This window comes from Rugamonas fusca (genome assembly GCF_014042365.1).
Classification (GTDB): domain Bacteria; phylum Pseudomonadota; class Gammaproteobacteria; order Burkholderiales; family Burkholderiaceae_D; genus Rugamonas; species Rugamonas fusca.
On sequence record NZ_JACEZS010000012.1, the window covers coordinates 16,917 to 34,236 of the forward strand.

At 65.1% G+C, this 17,320-nt stretch carries 17 protein-coding genes; 9 read left to right on the forward strand and 8 right to left on the reverse strand.

Translation table 11 applies throughout. The annotated features are described in order from the left end of the window. Positions 1-31: 31 nt before the first annotated feature. From H3H36_RS14755 to H3H36_RS14765, 3 genes are all read right to left on the reverse strand, one after another. Positions 32-1,417 carry a NarK family nitrate/nitrite MFS transporter gene (locus H3H36_RS14755; protein ID WP_182218856.1) on the reverse strand — a complete coding sequence of 462 codons (1,386 nt, stop codon included), beginning with the start codon at positions 1,415-1,417 and terminating at the stop codon, positions 32-34. A 43-nt stretch (positions 1,418-1,460) separates the two neighbouring features. Beyond that, on the reverse strand, positions 1,461-2,717 hold the full coding sequence (locus H3H36_RS14760; RefSeq protein ID WP_311196637.1) for an MFS transporter: 1,257 nt from the start codon (positions 2,715-2,717) through the stop codon (positions 1,461-1,463). Positions 2,718-2,823: 106 nt separating this feature from the next. Continuing rightward, positions 2,824-3,318: an RrF2 family transcriptional regulator gene (locus tag H3H36_RS14765; protein WP_182218857.1), complete on the reverse strand. Its 495-nt coding sequence runs from the start codon at positions 3,316-3,318 to the stop codon at positions 2,824-2,826. 220 nt (positions 3,319-3,538) lie between these two features. Between H3H36_RS14765 and H3H36_RS14770 the strand changes: the two genes are divergently transcribed. The 9 genes from H3H36_RS14770 (at position 3,539) to H3H36_RS14810 (ending at position 12,654) form a co-directional block, all read left to right on the forward strand. Continuing rightward, the gene (locus H3H36_RS14770; protein ID WP_182218858.1) at positions 3,539-5,818 is read left to right on the forward strand and encodes a nitric-oxide reductase large subunit; all 2,280 of its coding nucleotides are present in this window, start codon (positions 3,539-3,541) and stop codon (positions 5,816-5,818) included. 95 nt (positions 5,819-5,913) lie between these two features. Next, entirely contained in the window at positions 5,914-6,177 is a 264-nt protein-coding gene (locus tag H3H36_RS14775) for a DUF2249 domain-containing protein (RefSeq protein WP_182218859.1), read from the forward strand. A 9-nt stretch (positions 6,178-6,186) separates the two neighbouring features. Then, complete coding sequence (locus H3H36_RS14780) at positions 6,187-6,564, forward strand: SirB2 family protein (protein ID WP_182218860.1); 378 nt, start codon at positions 6,187-6,189, stop codon at positions 6,562-6,564. Between the two features lie 164 nt (positions 6,565-6,728). Further along, entirely contained in the window at positions 6,729-8,162 is a 1,434-nt protein-coding gene (gene nirK, locus H3H36_RS14785; protein WP_182218861.1) for a copper-containing nitrite reductase, read from the forward strand. A gap of 2 nt (positions 8,163-8,164) precedes the next feature. After that, a complete protein-coding gene (locus tag H3H36_RS14790; RefSeq protein WP_182218862.1) occupies positions 8,165-8,947 on the forward strand; it encodes a formylglycine-generating enzyme family protein in 783 nt (260 codons plus the stop codon). 16 nt (positions 8,948-8,963) lie between these two features. Then, complete coding sequence (locus H3H36_RS14795; protein ID WP_182218863.1) at positions 8,964-9,584, forward strand: SCO family protein; 621 nt, start codon at positions 8,964-8,966, stop codon at positions 9,582-9,584. Positions 9,585-9,731: 147 nt separating this feature from the next. Then, a complete protein-coding gene (locus H3H36_RS14800) occupies positions 9,732-11,735 on the forward strand; it encodes a ribonucleoside triphosphate reductase (RefSeq protein WP_182218864.1) in 2,004 nt (667 codons plus the stop codon). 24 nt (positions 11,736-11,759) lie between these two features. Further along, positions 11,760-11,945, forward strand: coding sequence for an anaerobic ribonucleoside-triphosphate reductase (gene nrdD, locus H3H36_RS27925; RefSeq protein ID WP_182218996.1), 186 nt, complete (start codon positions 11,760-11,762; stop codon positions 11,943-11,945). Position 11,946: 1 nt separating this feature from the next. Beyond that, entirely contained in the window at positions 11,947-12,654 is a 708-nt protein-coding gene (locus H3H36_RS14810) for an anaerobic ribonucleoside-triphosphate reductase activating protein (RefSeq protein WP_182218865.1), read from the forward strand. Between the two features lie 113 nt (positions 12,655-12,767). Here the strand turns inward: H3H36_RS14810 and ipdC are convergent, their stop codons facing one another. From ipdC to ubiU, 5 genes are read right to left on the reverse strand one after another with little or no spacing between them, the layout of a single operon-like run. Further along, positions 12,768-14,405, reverse strand: coding sequence for an indolepyruvate/phenylpyruvate decarboxylase (gene ipdC / locus H3H36_RS14815; RefSeq protein ID WP_182218866.1), 1,638 nt, complete (start codon positions 14,403-14,405; stop codon positions 12,768-12,770). Beyond that, complete coding sequence (locus tag H3H36_RS14820; protein WP_182218867.1) at positions 14,402-14,821, reverse strand: putative zinc-binding protein; 420 nt, start codon at positions 14,819-14,821, stop codon at positions 14,402-14,404. The genes ipdC and H3H36_RS14820 overlap by 4 nt, the downstream gene beginning before the upstream one ends. 26 nt (positions 14,822-14,847) lie before the next feature. Then, positions 14,848-15,348: a ubiquinone anaerobic biosynthesis accessory factor UbiT gene (gene ubiT, locus H3H36_RS14825; RefSeq protein ID WP_229219923.1), complete on the reverse strand. Its 501-nt coding sequence runs from the start codon at positions 15,346-15,348 to the stop codon at positions 14,848-14,850. Beyond that, entirely contained in the window at positions 15,345-16,247 is a 903-nt protein-coding gene (gene ubiV / locus H3H36_RS14830) for a ubiquinone anaerobic biosynthesis protein UbiV (protein WP_182218868.1), read from the reverse strand. The genes ubiT and ubiV overlap by 4 nt, the downstream gene beginning before the upstream one ends. Before the next feature lie 17 nt (positions 16,248-16,264). Next, positions 16,265-17,308 (reverse strand): ubiquinone anaerobic biosynthesis protein UbiU, encoded by a 1,044-nt coding sequence (gene ubiU, locus H3H36_RS14835; RefSeq protein ID WP_182218869.1) that lies wholly within the window; start codon positions 17,306-17,308, stop codon positions 16,265-16,267. Positions 17,309-17,320: the final 12 nt, after the last annotated feature.

The following is a 17,320-nucleotide window of genomic DNA, read 5'->3' on the forward strand; positions in this document are numbered from 1 at the left end:
GATCGTGTCGCGGTCTTTCCGAGCCGGTCTTTTAGCAAGGCATGGCGGCACCCTTGCGAGAATAGCACCACCAAGTAATGGCGATGCAGCTCAGATAAAAGCCGATGAAGCACCACAGGGCCGTGTCGGGGCTGCCCGTCATGGCGATCGAAGTACCGTAGCTCTTCGGAATGAAGAAGGCGCCGTAGGCGGCCATGGCCGAGGTGAAGCCCAGCACGGCGGCGCCTTCCTTGTTGGCGTCCACGATCGCTTGTTCCTGGGCGGCCTTGGGCTTGCCGGCGGCGGCGCGCTGGTGCTCGGTCAGGAAGATCACGGGGATCATGCGGAAGGTCGAGGCGTTACCGACGCCGGTGCCGGCGAACAGCGCCATGAACATCCAGAAGAAGCCCGTGAAGTTGCCGGCCACGCCGTCATGCGGGGCGAAGTGCAGCACGCCCAGCACGGCGGCGATCATGAAGATGAAGGTCCAGAAGGTGACGCGGGCGCCGCCCAGCTTGTCGGAGATGATGCCGCCCACCACGCGGGCCAGAGCGCCCACCAGGGGGCCGAGGAAGGCGTACTGCAGCGGGTTCACGTCGGGGAACTGGGTTTTCATCAGCAGCGGGAAGGCGGCCGAGTAACCGATGAAGGAACCGAAGGTGCCCGTGTACAGCCAGCACATGAGCCAGTTGTGCTTGCGCTTGAAGATCACGGCTTGCTCGGCGAACGAAGCCTTGGCCGAGGCCAGGTCATTCATGCCGAACCAGGCCAGCATGCTGCTGACGGCGATGAACGGCACCCAGATGAAGCCGGCGTTCTGCAGCCACAGGTTGCTGGTCTGGCCCAGTTTGCCGATGGTTTGCGCTTCGCCGCCGATGGTGCCGAAGATGCCCATGGTGATCACCAGCGGCACCACGAACTGCACGGCCGACACGCCCAGGTTGCCCAGGCCGGCGTTCATGCCCAGCGCATAGCCTTTCTGCGCTTTCGGGAAGAAGAAGCTGATGTTGGCCATGGACGAGGCGAAGTTGCCGCCGCCGAAGCCGCACAGCAGGGCCAGGATCAGCATGGTCGGATAGCCGGTGCTGGTGTCCTGCACGGCGAAGCCGATGCCGATGGCCGGGATCAGCAGCGAGGCGGTCGAGATCGTGGTCCACTTGCGGCCGCCGAAGATGGGTACCATGAACGAGTAGAAGATGCGCAGCGTGGCGCCCGACAGGCCGGGCAAGGCCGTCAGCCAGAACAGCTGGTTGGTGCTGTACTTGAAGCCGATGGCGGGCAGCTTGACGACCACCACGCTCCACACCATCCACACGGCGAAGGCCAGCGCCAGCGCGGGAATGGAGATCCACAGGTTGCGGTTGGCGGTACTTCGTCCCGTCGCTTGCCAGAAGGCCGGGGTTTCCGGCTCCCAGGTATTGATCATGTATTTGCTCATACTATTCTCCTGATTTCACTAATATTTTTGGGGTCCGATGGTTTCATGCGGCCGCTGCCCGGCGGGCGCCGCTCGCTGCCGGCGCCGCGGCGGCCGGGCGGAACGAGAAGTGCATCCACACCAGCGAGACGCAGACGGTGCCGTACAACAGCATGAAGGCGCTGGAACGTACACCCGTCAGGTCGACCAGGGCGCCGAACATGATCGGCAGGATGAAGCCACCCAGGCCGCCGGCCAGGCCCACCACGCCCGATACGGCGCCGATGTTGTCGCTGAAGTCGTCAGCGATGAACTTGAAGACGGAGGCCTTGCCCACCGCCATGGCCGTGCCGACGATGAACAGCAGGGCCGTGAACATCCAGGGTGCGACGGCCAGGTGCAGCACCATGTCGCCCTTGACGGTCTTGACCACCATGTCCGTGGGCGGGTACGACAGCAGGAAGAAGCACACCCAGCACACCCACATCACGGCCCAGGTGACCTTGTGGGCGCCGTAGCGGTCCGAGATCCAGCCGCCCACGGCACGCAGCACGCCACCGGGCAGCGAGAAGCAGGCAGCCAGCAAGGCGGCCAGCTTCAGGTCGAAGCCGTATTCGGCCACGTAGTATTTGGTCATCCACAGGGCCAGGCCCACATAGCCGCCGAACACGACGGAGTAGTACTGGCAGTAGCGCCATACGCGGCGGTCCTTGAGCACCTTGAGCTGCTGGGCGAACGTGACGCTGCCCGATACCAGGTGCGACGGATCGCTGTAGGTGAAGACCCAGAACGCCAGCGCCGTCACCAGCATGGCGCAGGCGTAGACGGTGGGCAGCATCTGCCAGCCGAACGCGGTGATGATGGCGGGGGCGACGAACTTGGTCAGGGCCGAGCCGGAGTTACCGGCGCCGAAAATGCCCATGGCCAGGCCGCGGCGCTCCTTCGGGAACCAGCGCGCCACATAGGGCGTGCCGACCGAGAACGAACCGCCGGCCAGGCCGACGAACAGGCCCAGCACGAGGAACTGCCAGAATTCCGTGGCGCGGCCGATCATATAGATGGGAATCACGGTGGCCAGCATCAGCGCGAAGAACACGATACGGCCGCCGAAACGGTCGCACCAGATGCCCAGCGGGACGCGCACCAGCGAGCCGCTCAGCACGGGCATGGCGGCCAGCAGGCCGAACTCCGTTTCGTTCAGGCCCAGCGTCTTCTTGATCGGAATACCCAGCACGGCGAACATCATCCAGATCGCGAAACAGATGGTGAAGGCCGTCGTACTGCTGACCAGCACCTGGATCGCCTTATTCTTGTTTTCCACTTTGCTTCTCCTGACACACTATGGGATGACGTCAGGTTACGCGTCCGCAACAAGAGACACTATTACCCGTAGGGCTAAAACCCGGACGGCAATCAGGCTAGTGCCATCAGCCGAAAGAACTAGTTGCCACATCCCGTCGTTGCAATAACTGCATGGGCGCCACGCCGCCCTGCCCCAGTCCCAGCCCACCTGCCCCGCCGGGCGTGCCCACCAGGTCGGCCAGCGTGGCCCGGTCCAGCACCCCCAGGTAGGCCGCCGTGGCCTGGCCCAGCAAGCCTTTCAGGCCGCAGCAGCTGGCATAGGGGCACACTTCGCGCGCTGCGTCGAAGCAGGCCGCCATATAAAAGTCGTTCTCCGTGTGGCGCACCACGGCGCCCACGCTGATGTCCTCGGGCGCCTTGGCCAGGCGCAGGCCGCCATTGCGGCCGCGCACGGTCTGCACCAGGCCCGTCAAGCCTAATTGATAGACCACCTTCATCAGGTGGTTCTTTGAAATGCCATGCTGGCTGGCGATATCCTGGATCGTCACCAGCCGGCCGGGCTGGCCCGCCAGATGAATCAGCGTGCGCAGCGTGTAGTCGGTATATGCGGTCAGCCTCATGGCTCCCCCGTTGTTTATATTGCAATTCTCTACGCGAAATCGCCTCGCGAGAAGGCGTTGTTGGATTATTGATGCATCCAAAATATTTGTTCATAACTTGGATCAAGAAAAACATACATTTGTTATGCTTCTTTAAAACACGGGCCTATGATGCGTATCAGACGAGTGCCAATTGAATGACTCGCCCTGATTTCAAACACCAACCATGAGGAACTTAGCCATGCACGCTACGCGCAAACTCTGGACCTGGCTGGCTGTCATCTGTGTTCTATCCTTCTCCGTACTCGGGTGGGTAGGCGCGGAGATTTACCTGACAGCCCCGCCTATCCCTAAACACATCGTCAGCACCGACGGCCAGCAGCTCTTTACGGGTGAGCAGGTCGAGCGCGGCCAGGAAGCATGGCTGTCCGCTGGCGGCCAGCAACTGGGCACCGTCTGGGGCCACGGCAGCTACGTGGCGCCGGACTGGTCGGCCGACTGGCTGCACCGCGAAGCGCTGGCCCTGCGCGAGATCTGGGCCCAGCGTGAATTCAAGGTGCCGTTCGAACAGCTGAACAAGGCCACCCAGGGCGCGCTCAACGCACGCCTGCAGGAGGAAATGCGCCATAACAGCTACGACAAGGCCACCGACACCATCACGCTGTCGCCTGACCGTGCCGAAGCCGTGCGGGTGGTCGCTGAGCACTACATGGGCCTGTTCGGCACCGATCCGAAACTGGAAGCGCTGCGTATCCAGTACGCGATGAACGCCAACTCGCTGCCCGATCACGACGACCTGCAGGCGCTGCCAGCGTTCATCTTCTGGTCCTCGTGGGCTGCCGGCACCGACCGTCCCGGCGCCACCTTGCTGAGCTACACGAGCAACTGGCCCAGCGAACCGCTGATCAACAACCGCCCCACGGCCACCGCCGGCATCTGGTCGGTCGCCTCCATCATCCTGATGATCGGCGCCATCGCCGCCATGATCATGTACCACTCGACCGCCAAGGAAGAGGAAGATCCCGTCCCGCCGAAGAATGACCCGCTGTTCAGCCTGAAAGCCACGCCTTCCATGCTGGCCACCAAGAAGTACTTCTTCGTCGTCATCGGCCTGATCCTGGCCCAAGTGGGCATGGGCGCCATCACGGCCCACTACGCGGTCGAAGGCCACAGCTTCTTCGGCTTCCCGCTGGCCGACATCCTGCCGTTCACCGTCAGCCGCACCATCCACACCCAGTTCGCCGTGCTGTGGATCGCCACCGCCTGGCTGGCCACGGGCCTGTACATCGCCCCCGCCATCTCGGGCCACGAGCCGAAGTACCAGAAACTGGGCGTGAACCTGCTGTTCTACGCGCTGCTGTTCATCGTCGTCGGTTCCACCGCCATGGGCTGGATCGGCTCCGTCGCCCACAAGGGCAGCGCCTTCCAGTTCTGGATCGGTAACCAGGGCCTGGAATTCACCAGCATGGGCCGCGTGTGGCAAATCCTGCTGTTCGTCGGCCTGCTGTTCTGGGTCACGCTGCTGGGCCGTGGTCTGTGGCCCGCGCTGAAAAAACCATCGGAAAGCCGCGGCCTGATCGCCATGGTGTTCCTGTCGGCCCTGTGCATCGGCGGCTTCTACGCCACCTCGCTGACCTGGGGTCGTGGTACCCACTACTCGATGATCGAATACTGGCGCTGGTGGCTGGTCCACCTGTGGGTGGAAGGCTTCTTCGAAGTGTTCGCCACGGCCGTCATCGCGCTGCTGTTCACCCGCCTGGGCCTGATCCGCGCCGCTACCGCCAACAGCGCCATCGTGCTGGAAACCATCGTGTTCCTGTTCGGCGGCATCCTGGGCACCCTGCACCACCTGTACTTCACCGGCACGCCGACCTTCGTGATCGCCATTGGCGCCATGTTCTCGGCCCTGGAAGTGGTGCCGCTGTCGATGATCGGTGTCGAGGCATACCGCAACTACCAGCGCTCCAAGGCCGCACCATGGGTGCAGAGCTACAAGTGGTCTATCCTGTGCTTCATCGCCGTGGGCTTCTGGAACACGGTGGGCGCCGGCCTGCTGGGCTTCTCGATCAACACCCCGATCGCGCTGTACTACATGCAAGGCCTGAACCTGACGGCCGCCCACGGCCACGCCGCCCTGTTCGGTGTGTACGGCATGCTCGGTATCGGCCTGATGCTGTTCTGCCTGCGTGGCCTGGTGGCACGCGCCGCCTGGGCCGACAGCCTGCTCAAGCCCATGTTCTGGCTGCTCAACATCGGCCTGGCCATGATGGTGTTCATCTCGCTGGTGCCCGCTGGTATCTACCAGGCCTGGGCCAGCGTCACCGAAGGCATGTGGTTCGCCCGCTCGCCTGAAGTGGTGCACTCGAAAGTGATGGAAACGCTGGTGTGGCTGCGCGTTCCTGGCGATATCGTGTTCGCCCTGGGCACGCTGTTCCTGGCCGTGTTCGCATGGCGCCTGATGACCGGCGGCAGCAAAGCCGCCGCGTCGCAAGGCGTAGTAACGGGCGCCGACCGCGCCTGATCGATGCAGTAAATCCGGGCCGCGCTCGCGGCCCATCCACCGGGGAGGCGCGCGCCGCCTCCCCCACTTTGATTAAATTGACCTGGAGTGTTAACATGTCCCACGATTGCTCGCAACCGACCGGCCCCGATGGCATCTACCCCTTCGACGCGCGCGGCGTTGCCAAACGATTCCGCCACGCCGCCATCTTCGGCGCGCTGGATTCCCTGAACCCCGGAGAAGTCATGCGTTTTTGTAACGACCACGATCCCCTGCCGCTGCTGAACCAGATCGCCCAGTTCTTCGGCCCGCGCGTGAAAGTGGCCTACGTGTCGCGCCAGCCGGGCCAGGTGATCATCGACTTCCTGGTCGCGGCCTGACCGCCGGCCATGGACTACTACGCCATCAAGCATTTCCACATGGGCTGCGCCGCCATGAGCGGCAGCCTGTTCCTGCTGCGCGGGTACTGGATGCTGGCCAACCCGGCCCGCTTGCAGCAGCGCTGGGTGCGCACCGCGCCCCACGTGATCGACACGGCGCTGCTGGCCAGCGCCCTGACCATGGTAGTCCTGTCCCACCAATATCCGTTCGTGCAAGGCTGGCTCACCGCCAAGGTGCTGGCCCTGCTGCTCTACATCGTACTGGGCACCATCGCCCTCAAGCGCGGCAAGACCCGCGCCGTGCGCGCCACCGCGTTCGTGGCCGCCGTCACCGCCTTCCTCTACATCGGCAGCGTGGCCTTCACCAAGCAGGTGTGGCCGTTCTGATCCGTTCAGCGCGCCCTCCGCGCGATTCGGTAACCTGGATCAAGGATTGCCCGACCTCCCGGGCAAATCGGTAACTTACATCAAGGAAAGTCTTCCACCCGGACCGTAGCATGGAACCGTCATCCACATCAGGGGTGGCACCATCAACCAACAAGGTGAAGAAGATGAAGAAGAAATACAAACTTGCCGCGACCTGGCTGGCCAGCGTCTCCGCCGCTCTCAGCATGGTTCCCGTCAACGCTGCCGCGCCTGCGGCTCCGGCTGCAGAAGCCGCCCTGCCCGTTGTAGTGCAGGAACTGGTGGCGCCACCGGCGCTGCCCCCGCGCATCACGCGCACCACGGCAGCGCGCGTGGTCGTCAACCTGACGGTGGAAGAAGTGGAGCGCGAGATCGCCCCCGGCACCCGCTACACCTTCTGGACCTTTGGCGGCACCGTGCCGGGCAAGATGATCCGCGTGCGCGAAGGCGACACGGTGGAACTGCACCTGAAGAACCTGCCGGGCAACAAGCTGCCCCACAATATCGACCTGCACGCCGTGACCGGCCCGGGCGGCGGCGCCGCGCAAACCCTGATCGCGCCGGGTAACGAAGCCACGTTCACCTTCAAGACCCTCAACCCGGGCCTGTATGTGTACCACTGCGCCACGGCGCCGGTCGATATGCACATCGGTAACGGCATGTACGGCATGATCCTGGTCGAACCGAAGGAAGGTTTGCCGCCCGTCGACAAAGAGTTCTACGTGATGCAGGGCGAGTTCTACACCAGCGGCGCCTATCGCGCGCCCGGCCTGCAAGCGTTCGACATGCAGAAAACCATCGACGAGAAGCCCACCTACGTGCTGTTCAACGGCGCCGACGGCGCGCTGACGGGCGCCAATGCGCTGAAAGCGAACGCCAACGAGAAAGTGCGCATGTACTTCGGCGTCGGCGGCCCGAACGTCACCTCCAGCTTCCACATCATCGGCACCATCTTCGACAAGGTGTACACGGAAGGCGGCAAGCACTACCAGGAGCACGTGCAGACCACCATGGTGCCGGCCGGCGGCTCGACCATCGTCGAATTCGTGCCGCGCGTGCCGGGCAACCTGACGCTGGTGGACCACTCACTGTCGCGCGCGTTCAACAAGGGCGCCATCGGCCTGCTGTCGATCTCCGGTCCTGAGCGGCCAGAGATTTACAGCAAGGGCATCAAGACGCCATTGCCAGGGGTGGTCGCCAAGGCCGCACCGGCCGCGCCCGCCGCGCCCGTCGTCACCGGCGCCGCCCACACGGCCCAGCAGGTACGCGGCAAGCAGGTGTTCGAGAGCACCTGCGCGGCCTGCCACCAGGCCGACGGCAAGGGCGTGGCTGGCGTGTTCCCGCCACTGGCCAATTCGGACTTCTTCCAGCAACGTCCGTATGAGATGGCGCACATCGTCATCAACGGCCGTAGCGGGGAGATCGTGGTCAACGGCGATCACTACAACGGCGTGATGCCGGCCCAGACCCTGGACGACGATGACGTGGCCGCCGTGATCAACTACGTCAACGTGGAGCTCAACAAGGGCAAGCCGGTGATCACCCCGGCGCAAGTGCGCGATATGCGCAAGGCCAAGTAATCATGGCCACCACGCCACGCCATCTGGCGGCCGCCTGCCTGGTGGCCTTCATGTGCGCGGCCGGCGCCAGCGGCGGCGAATACCGCCCGCTGCCCGGCGGCCAGCTGCGCAGCGTGCTGCCAGCCGATGGCGTGGCGTCCGACGCCACCGTGGCCCCGTTCCAGATGCGTACCCACCCCGTCACCAACGGCGAGTTCCGCGCATTCCTGCGCCAGCATCCGGAATGGGTCCGCGGCCAGGCGCCGGCCTTATTCGCTTCGCCCACCTATCTGCAAACGTGGGGCAGCGCGGACGATCCCGCGCCACTGGCGCCGGACGCGCCCGTAACGCGCGTGAGCTGGTACGCGGCCGCCGCATTTTGCGCCAGCGAGCAGGCCCGCCTGCCGCGCTGGTACGAATGGGAATTCGCGGCCGCCGCCGACGAGCGCCGGCCCGACGCCCGCGACGATCCGGCCTGGCTGGCCCGCATCCTCGACTGGTACGCCTCGCCCGGCACCCATCCGCCCCGCTCCGTGGCCGCCCACGCGCCCAACTTCTACGGCCTGTACGACATGCACGGCCTGATCTGGGAATGGGTGGATGACTACAGCGGCCTGTTCGTCAACGCTGACAGCCGCGCCAAGGGCGAACAAAGATCACTCGACTACTGCGGCGGCGCCGCCGTCTCGCTGGCGGACCGCCGCAACTATGCGGTGCTGATGCGCCTGGCCCTGCTGTCGGCCATGGAAAGCCAGCAGGATGGCGCCAACCTGGGATTTCGCTGCGCCCGCGACGCGACTCCCTGAATCCAAGGACTTCACCATGACAATCCGTTCAAACCTCTTACGCGGCGCGCTCGCCGGCGCGCTGCTGGCCGCCTGCGCCCTGCCCGCCACGGCGCCGCTGGCCGCGACGGCCGCGCCAGCTGCCCGTCCAAGCTACGCCGGCGCCTCGCTGTACCAGCTCGACACCACCCTCACCGACAGCCAGGGCCAGCGCGGCAGCCTGCGCGACATGGCCGGCCAGGTGGCCATCGTCACCATGTTCTACGGCGACTGCAACGCCGCCTGCCCGGTCGTGATCGAAACGCTCAAGCGCACGGTGGCCGCGCTGGGGCCGCAGGGCCGCAAGCTCAAGGTGCTGATGGTCAGTCTCGATCCCTTCCACGATTCGCCTGCCTCGCTGGCCCAGCTGGCCAACTTCCATCACCTCGACACCAGCCAGTTCAAACTGGCCGTGGCCAAGGATGAAGCGCAGACCCGCATGCTGGCGGCCGCCCTCAACATCAAGTTCCGCGTCATGGGCAGCGGCGAGATCAACCACACCACGCGCATCGTGCTGCTCGACGCGGGCGGCAACGTGCTGGGCGCCAGCAGCAAGCTCGATACCACGCCGGAACCGGAATTCGTCAAGCAGATCGCGGCCGCGCTGAAGTCCGGTTGAACGCCGCCCGACAACGCCGCTTCGTTTTTTTTAACTTGAATCAAGAATAAACAAAGATGTGCCGGGATTCGTTGACCACACCATATCTAGTGTTTAATCTGTAGTTCCAAACTACAGATAGTATCCGGAGGGATTGTGGGCGAAGCCATGCAACAAACATACATCATCAAGCGCGACGGTTCGCGGCAGCATTTCGACGCCGCCAAGATCGTCGCCGCCCTGCAAAGCGCCGGCCTGGCCACCGGCGAATTCGACGCCGACGGCGCCAGCCGCCTGGCCCAGGTGACCGTGCTGCGCCTGAGCGACATGACGGACCTGGCGCAACTGACCGTCGAGCGCGTGCAGGACACCGTGGAATCGGTGCTGTACGACGCCGGCCACCGCAAGACGCTGCGCGCCTACGTGGTCTACCGCGAGCAGCACCGCAGCCTGCGCCAGGACCGCAAGTCGCTGGTGGACGTGGAATCGTCGATCAACGAATATCTGAACCAGCAGGACTGGCGCGTGAACGCCAACGCCAACCAGGGCTATTCGCTCGGTGGCCTGATCCTGAACGTGTCGGGCAAGGTGATCGCCAACTACTGGCTCAATCACGTGTACCCGCCCGAAGTGGGCCAGGCCCACCGCGATGCCGACATCCACATCCACGACCTGGACATGCTGGCCGGCTACTGCGCCGGCTGGTCGCTGCGCACCCTGCTCAACGAGGGCTTGAACGGCGTGCCGGGCAAGGTGGAATCGAGCCCGCCCAAGCACATGTCGAGCGCCATCGGCCAGATCGTCAATTTCCTCGGCACGCTGCAGAACGAATGGGCCGGCGCCCAGGCGTTCAGCTCCTTCGACACCTACATGGCACCCTACATCCGCAAGGACAGCCTGTCGTACGACGAAGTGAAGCAGTACATCCAGGAGCTGATCTACAACCTCAACGTGCCGTCGCGCTGGGGTACCCAGACCCCGTTCACCAACCTTACGTTCGACTGGGTCTGCCCGGAAGACCTGCGCGAACAGGTGCCCGTGATCGCCGGCCAGGAGATGCCGTTCACCTACGGCGACCTGCAAACCGAGATGGACATGATCAACCGCGCCTACATCGAGATCATGATGACGGGCGACGCCAAGGGCCGCGCGTTCACCTTCCCCATCCCGACCTACAACATCACCGAGGATTTCGCCTGGGAGAGCCCAAACGCGGAACTGCTGTTCGAGATGACGGCGCGCTACGGCCTGCCCTACTTCCAGAATTTCATCAACTCGGAACTGAAGCCGAACATGATCCGTTCCATGTGCTGCCGTTTGCAGCTGGACCTGCGCGAGCTGCTCAAGCGCGGCAACGGCCTGTTCGGATCGGCCGAGCAAACGGGTTCGCTGGGCGTGGTGACGGTCAATTGCGCGCGCCTGGGCTACCTGCACCGCGGCGATGAAGCGGGCCTGCTGGCCGCGCTCGACCGGCTGCTCCAGCTGGGCAAACAGAGCCTGGAAATCAAGCGCAAGGTGATCCAGCGCCACATGGACAATGGCCTGTTCCCGTACACCAAACGCTACCTGGGCACGCTGCGCAACCACTTCTCCACGCTGGGCGTGAACGGCATCAACGAGATGATCCGCAACTTCAGCGACGACGCCGACGACATCACCACGCCCATGGGCCGCGACTTCGCGCTGCGCCTGCTGGACCACGTGCGCGCCCGCATGCTGGAGTTCCAGGACGAGACGGGCCATATGTACAACCTGGAAGCGACGCCCGCCGAAGGCACGACCTACCGCTTCGCTAAGGAAGACCGCAAGCGCTATCCCGAGATCCTGCAAGCGGGCACCAAGGATATGCCCTACTACACCAACTCCTCGCAGCTGCCGGTCGGCTACACGGACGATCCGTTCGAGGCACTGGAGCAGCAGGACGCCCTGCAACGCAAGTACACGGGCGGCACCGTGCTGCACCTGTACATGACGGAAGCGCTGTCCAGCCCTGCCGCCTGCCGCACGCTGGTGCGCCGCGCGCTGGGCCGCTTCGGCCTGCCGTACATCACGATCACGCCGACGTTCTCGATCTGTCCGAAACACGGCTACCTGAGCGGCAGCCACAAGTTCTGCCCGAAATGCGATGCTGACCTGATCGCACGCCAGCAACGCGACGTTGCAACCCTCTAAACGAAAGGAACCACCATGACCGATATGAGCCACACCCTGCAAGCCATGCCACGCACCGTTGTGCTGAACGACGCCGACCGCCAGCCGTGCGAAATCTGGACCCGCGTGATGGGCTACCACCGTCCCGTGTCGTCCTTCAATACGGGCAAGAAGGGTGAGTTCTACGAGCGCAAATACTTCCAGGAGCCGCAAAGCACTGCGGCCTGCTAGCATGGACGCCGGCCAGCTCAAGGTGGGCGGCTTCACGCCGTTCACTGCCACCGACTACCCCGGCCACCTGGCGGCGGTCGTGTTCGTGCAGGGATGCGCGTGGCGTTGCGGTTACTGCCACAACCCGCACCTGCAATCGCGTCCCAAGCGCAGCCCGCTGGCCTGGTCCAGCGTGCTGAAGGTGCTGCAGAAGCGGGCCGGCCTGATTGACGGCGTGGTCTTCAGCGGCGGCGAGCCGACCACCGACCCGGCATTGCCGGCGGCGGTGGACGAAGTGCGCGCGCTGGGATTCAAGGTGGGCCTGCACACGGCCTGCATCTACCCGGACCGGCTGCGCGAACTGCTGCCCAAGCTGGACTGGGTAGGATTCGACGTCAAGGCGCCATTCGACAAGTATGCGGCAGTGACGGGCGCACCGGGCAGCGGCGTGGATGCCGAAGCATGTGCACGCGCCATCCTGGAGAGCGGCATTCCATATGAATGCCGCACCACCGTGCATCCCACGCTACTTAAACCGGACGGCATCATCGCGCTGGCGTCCACCCTGGCCGACATGGGGGTGAAGAACTACGTGTTGCAGGAGTTCCGCTCGCAAGGTTGCGGAGATGGTGCGCTGAACGCGGGTGCGGTGGCTGGTTATCCCGGCCCGGCCATCGTCAGCGCCGTATCGGACATGTTCCCGCACTTTACAATGCGGCGCAGCCACTAAAGGGCCTAAAAAAGACGGGGTCAGGTCCGGCATCGCGCCATATTGGGGCGCGATGCCGGACCTGCCCCCCGGCCGTGTTGTGGCACGATGCCGGACCTGACCCCCGCCGCTTTTTATGCCGTTGGTGTGGTGCTTTGCAGGCGGCGCACACCGTCCACGAAGCGCGCCAGCGTGGCCGACAGCGCGCCGCGCGGCAGCATCGCTTCGATCAGCTGGAACTTGCCGCGCGTGGCCAAGGCCTTCTGCAAGGCCTGCTGCAGCTGCTCGCGCGTTTCGGCGCGATAGCCATCGCCGCCCAGGGCTGGCGCGGCGTCCGCAAAGTGCCAGTCACTCAGGTCGTTGTAGCGGGCCGTGGGCTGGAACGTGCGCAGCATCTCCCAGCCGCAGTTGTTGAACACGATGACGATGGGATCCCAGCCATAACGCTGGCAGTTGCCCAGCTCCCAGCCCGTCATCTGGAAGGCGCCGTCGCCGACGAGGATGATGGGCCGCTCGCCACTCGATGCCTGCAAGCCCAGGCCGGCCGGCACGCCGTAGCCCATGGTGGCGTAATAGCCGGGCGCCAGCAGCGCCGTGTTCTCGATATCGAGCGCCGTGAAGAAGCAGTCGCCGATGTCCGACACGATGGGCATGCGGCCATGGCTGGCCATCAGGTCGTTGACTGCGCGCGCGATGTCCATCGGTTCGATGGGCGCACCGTCGGCCTTCAATTCGTGCGGATAGCGGGCCGTCTTGTGCTCAGGCGCTTGCGGTGCCAGCGACTGCGCGCACTCCAGCAGGCCGTCCAGCAGCGCTTCCAGCGGAATGTCGGGGTAGACGTGGTAGCCCATCGTAACCTGCCCGTCCAACGCCAGTATGCCGCGCCGCATATCGATCTTGCGTTCGGAGACGCCGAAGTTGGTGTCCGAGACGAGCACGCCCAGCATCAGCAGCGCGTCCGATTCCTCCACCGCTTGCGTGATGGCCGGATCGCCCGCCACGCCCAGGTAGGTGCCCAGCAACGGCGCGTCCGTCTCGGCCAGCAGGCCTCGGCCCATGATGGTGGTGGCCACCGGCACGCGCAGCAGCTTGGCCAGCCGCGCCACCTTGTCCTCGACGCCGAAGCGGCGGATCTCGATCCCCACCAGCAGCACGGGATTGCGCGCCCGCGCCAGCCGCGCCAGCAGTTCCTGCACGCAGGCTTGCAGCGCGTCCGCGTCATGCGCGGGCGCGGGCAGGCGCGGCACGGGTTCGCACGGCACGGCCACCATGTCGCGCGGCAGTTCGATGTACACGGGACGCGACTGCGCCTGGCAGTTGCGCAGCACCCGGGCAATCTCCGCCGGTGCGGTCTCCGCATTGTTCAACACCACCTGGTCGCAGGTAATCTCGCGGAAGATGGCCAGCTGCGAGTCCAGCGTGCGGGTCTGGTGGTGCAGCAGGAAGCCGTTGCGGCGCTCGTGCGCGGCAGGCGCACCGGAGATGATCACCATCGGCACCTTCTCCGCATAGGACGAGGCGACCGCGTTGACCATATTGAGCGCACCGGCGCCATAGGTGACCACGGCCACACCGAGGCCGCCGCCCTGGAAGCGGGCCGCCGCGTCGGCCGCGAAGCCCACGCCCGGCTCGTGGCTCAACGTGTACAGCGGCAGCACTTGCGATTGCTCAACCTGCTGGAAGAACGGCAGCACGAAGTCGCCGGGCAGGCCAAACAATTCGCGGGCGCCGTGCGCCTTGAGCGCATGCAGCAGGGACAGGGACAGGTTCATGGTATGGTCTCCTCGGGTAGATTTGATGGGGGCGCCGGAGGGGCCGATCGGGCGCCCTCCAGCATGGCCTCGACCTGCGCGACGGCCTGGTCGGCCTGCGCAGGGTCGAAATCGGTATGGAACCGTTTCTTGATACCCATGTGCTGCAGCAGCACATGGTGGGTAGGGACGACGGCATGCCGCTCCAGGCAGTTGCGGGCGCACGCGAGCGCGCAGCCATCGATGGCGACGATGGTGCGGCCGGACTTGGCCAGCTTGACCAGCGACGGCACGTCACCGCCCACGCCCGCGATGCACGACATTTCGGCCACGCCGCGCCGGTCCAGTTGCAGCGCCACCTGGTTGGCCGTCTGCGCGGCGCTGGAACAGCCGGAACACGAGTAGACCAGCGGCAGATCCTTGTGTTTTCCAGCCATCGCGTGTTCCTCCGTTCAGTGTTGCATCAGCCGCGCTTGGCGGCGCCAGGTCTCAGTCCTTGCAGCCACCGTTGCAGCGCCTGGCGCGCCAGGTCCAGCATCGGCGCTTCGATCGCGTCCAGCGTGTTCTTGACCAGCAGGCCCAGTTCCGTGTCGCCTTCCATGGACAGGCGGCGGCAGAAGAACAGCGTGTCCGGATCTTCCTCGCGGCGTGCCAGGGCCAGGAAATCGCGCGCGCTGGCGGCGATCTCCAGGTCCACCTGCGGCGCACGGCGGCGGGCGGCGAAGCGCTCGCCCTGCCATTCGAAATCGAACGACACCGACGCGTCGCGCACGGTGATGCGCAGGCTGCGCCCTTGCAGGCTGGCGCGCACGTCGGCCGGCAGGTGCTGGCGCAAGGTCAGGTTCAGGCCCGTGACGAACAGCAGCGAGCCGGGGAACGGCGGCAGTCGGCCGAAGAAGGCGGCCACGGGAGCCGGCAGCGTCTGGCCGGCGCGTTTGATGGATGGATTCGCGGTTTGCATCATGCTGCCTTCCCTGCTTGTTGTTCGAGACCTGGTTTGCCGTACCAGTAACCGTTGCACGCTTCGGCCGGCATACAGTCGGCCAGGATGGCGTTGGCCGCCGGACCGGACATATCGCCCCGGCGCACGGCGTCGTAGCACTCGATCACGCGCCGCGTATGCTGCGATTGCGGGCTCAGTCGCACCACATCCACGCCCAGCCTGGCCATCTGGTCCAGCTCCTCGATCAGGTTATAGACCAGCGCGGACTGGGTCTGGGTGCCGTTCAGCACGAGGAATGGCGCGTCCTCGCGGGTCTGCATCAGCAAACCGTCCGGGTAGTCCAGGCAGCTGAAGCGGCAATCATCCTTGGGCAGATTGCGGTTGCGCGCCGTGAAGCAGCGGGCCGAGAACGCCAGCGGCATGCGGCCGTAGGAGAACACTTCCGTTTCCATGCCGGCCGGACGGCCCGCCTGCATCTGCTCCAGGCCTTCGCGCCCCATCTCCAGCGGCATGACCCAGCGGCGCGCGCCCAATTGGCCCATCAACTGCAGCGTGGGCGGGTTGTAGACGTTCACGTGCGGACCAGCCACGAACGGGATGCCGCCGGCCACCAGGTGCACGGCGCCCATGTCGTTCGCCTCCACGGCGAAGCGGCCATTGCCCGTCAGGCGGCGCAGCGTCGTCACGTCGGAGCCCGATTCGAGCAGGGCCAGTGTGGACAGCACCACTTCCTTGCCGGCCGCCTGCAGCTTTTCGGCGATCTCCAGCCAGTCGGCCAGCCGCAGTTCATGGCGGCGCGAGCACACGGCTTCGCCGAGGTAGACGATATCGACCGGCGAGGTCGCGATCTCCTCGTAGAACTTCATTACGGTGTCGCGGGGCCAGTAATACAGGATGGGGCCCAGGGCGAGTTTCAACATGCTTGCTCCCTAAGAGATTATTTCCACGAACGGTGATAGGCGCCCAGCGTGTGCTGCTGGCCTTCCGCCACCCGGTTCAGCTCCGTCATCCAGTCCGGCTTGACGGAATAGCGTGCCGCGTTGTTTTTGGCCTGGTCGATGGCGTCGCGCCACACGCGCGTGACCTGCGCCACGTAGGCGGGGCTGCGCTGGCGGCCTTCGATCTTCACGGCGCGCACGCCCATGTTGATCAGCTGCGGCAGCAGTTCCAGCGTATTCAGGCTGGTCGGTTCTTCAACGGCGTAGTAGGTTTCGCCTTCCACGTTGAAGCGGCCCTTGCACAGTGTGGGGTAGCTGGCGTTTTCTTCCTCGTCGTAGCGGTCGATCAGCACCCCGTTCAGGCGCGATTCCAGGCCCTTCGGCCCCTGCTGCCAGCGCACGGCCTTGGCCGGCGAGCACACGCCGTGGGTGTTGGGCGATTCGCCCGTGGCGTAGGACGACAGCGCGCAGCGCCCTTCCACCATCACGCACAAGCTGCCGAATCCGAACACTTCGATCTCCACCGTCGTATTGGCGGCCACGGATTCCACCTGGGCCAGCGACAGCACGCGCGGCAGCACGGCGCGCGCGACGCCGAAGTGCTTCTGGTAGAAGTTGATGGCTTCGTAGTTGGTAGCTGAGCCCTGCACGGACAGGTGCAGGCGCAGGTCCGGGAAGTGCTCGGCCGCGTACTGCATCAGGCCCGGATCGGCGAGGATCACGGCGTCCACGCCGGCGCCGGCCGCGCGGTCGATGGCGGTGCGCCACAAGCCGCTGGTGGAAGGCTGCGGATAAGTGTTCAGGGCCAGCAGCACCTTGCGCCCGCGGCTATGGGCATACTCGATACCCTGGGCGATGGCCACGTCGTCGAAATTGAGGCCGGCGAAGTTGCGGGCGTTGGTGGCGTCGCGGAAGCCCAGGTAGACGCAGTCGGCACCGTTGTCGATGGCGGCCTTGAGCGCCGGCAGGCTGCCGGCGGGGCAAACCAGTTCTATGCCGGCTTGGCTTTCGGCCGGGCTGGAAGATACGGATAAATTACTCATGTGTGCGAGATC

Bases quoted from the DNA above. Each gene is read 5' to 3' on its own strand.
- H3H36_RS14755 (WP_182218856.1), bottom strand. From the start codon at position 1,417: ATGAGCAAATACATGATCAATACCTGGGAGCCGGAAACCCCGGCCTTC.
- H3H36_RS14765 (WP_182218857.1), bottom strand. From the start codon at position 3,318: ATGAGGCTGACCGCATATACCGACTACACGCTGCGCACGCTGATTCAT.
- H3H36_RS14770 (WP_182218858.1), top strand. From the start codon at position 3,539: ATGCACGCTACGCGCAAACTCTGGACCTGGCTGGCTGTCATCTGTGTT.
- H3H36_RS14775 (WP_182218859.1), top strand. From the start codon at position 5,914: ATGTCCCACGATTGCTCGCAACCGACCGGCCCCGATGGCATCTACCCC.
- H3H36_RS14780 (WP_182218860.1), top strand. From the start codon at position 6,187: ATGGACTACTACGCCATCAAGCATTTCCACATGGGCTGCGCCGCCATG.
- nirK (WP_182218861.1), top strand. From the start codon at position 6,729: ATGAAGAAGAAATACAAACTTGCCGCGACCTGGCTGGCCAGCGTCTCC.
- H3H36_RS14790 (WP_182218862.1), top strand. From the start codon at position 8,165: ATGGCCACCACGCCACGCCATCTGGCGGCCGCCTGCCTGGTGGCCTTC.
- H3H36_RS14795 (WP_182218863.1), top strand. From the start codon at position 8,964: ATGACAATCCGTTCAAACCTCTTACGCGGCGCGCTCGCCGGCGCGCTG.
- H3H36_RS14800 (WP_182218864.1), top strand. From the start codon at position 9,732: ATGCAACAAACATACATCATCAAGCGCGACGGTTCGCGGCAGCATTTC.
- nrdD (WP_182218996.1), top strand. From the start codon at position 11,760: ATGAGCCACACCCTGCAAGCCATGCCACGCACCGTTGTGCTGAACGAC.
- H3H36_RS14810 (WP_182218865.1), top strand. From the start codon at position 11,947: ATGGACGCCGGCCAGCTCAAGGTGGGCGGCTTCACGCCGTTCACTGCC.
- ipdC (WP_182218866.1), bottom strand. From the start codon at position 14,405: ATGAACCTGTCCCTGTCCCTGCTGCATGCGCTCAAGGCGCACGGCGCC.
- H3H36_RS14820 (WP_182218867.1), bottom strand. From the start codon at position 14,821: ATGGCTGGAAAACACAAGGATCTGCCGCTGGTCTACTCGTGTTCCGGC.
- ubiT (WP_229219923.1), bottom strand. From the start codon at position 15,348: ATGATGCAAACCGCGAATCCATCCATCAAACGCGCCGGCCAGACGCTG.
- ubiV (WP_182218868.1), bottom strand. From the start codon at position 16,247: ATGTTGAAACTCGCCCTGGGCCCCATCCTGTATTACTGGCCCCGCGAC.
- ubiU (WP_182218869.1), bottom strand. From the start codon at position 17,308: ATGAGTAATTTATCCGTATCTTCCAGCCCGGCCGAAAGCCAAGCCGGC.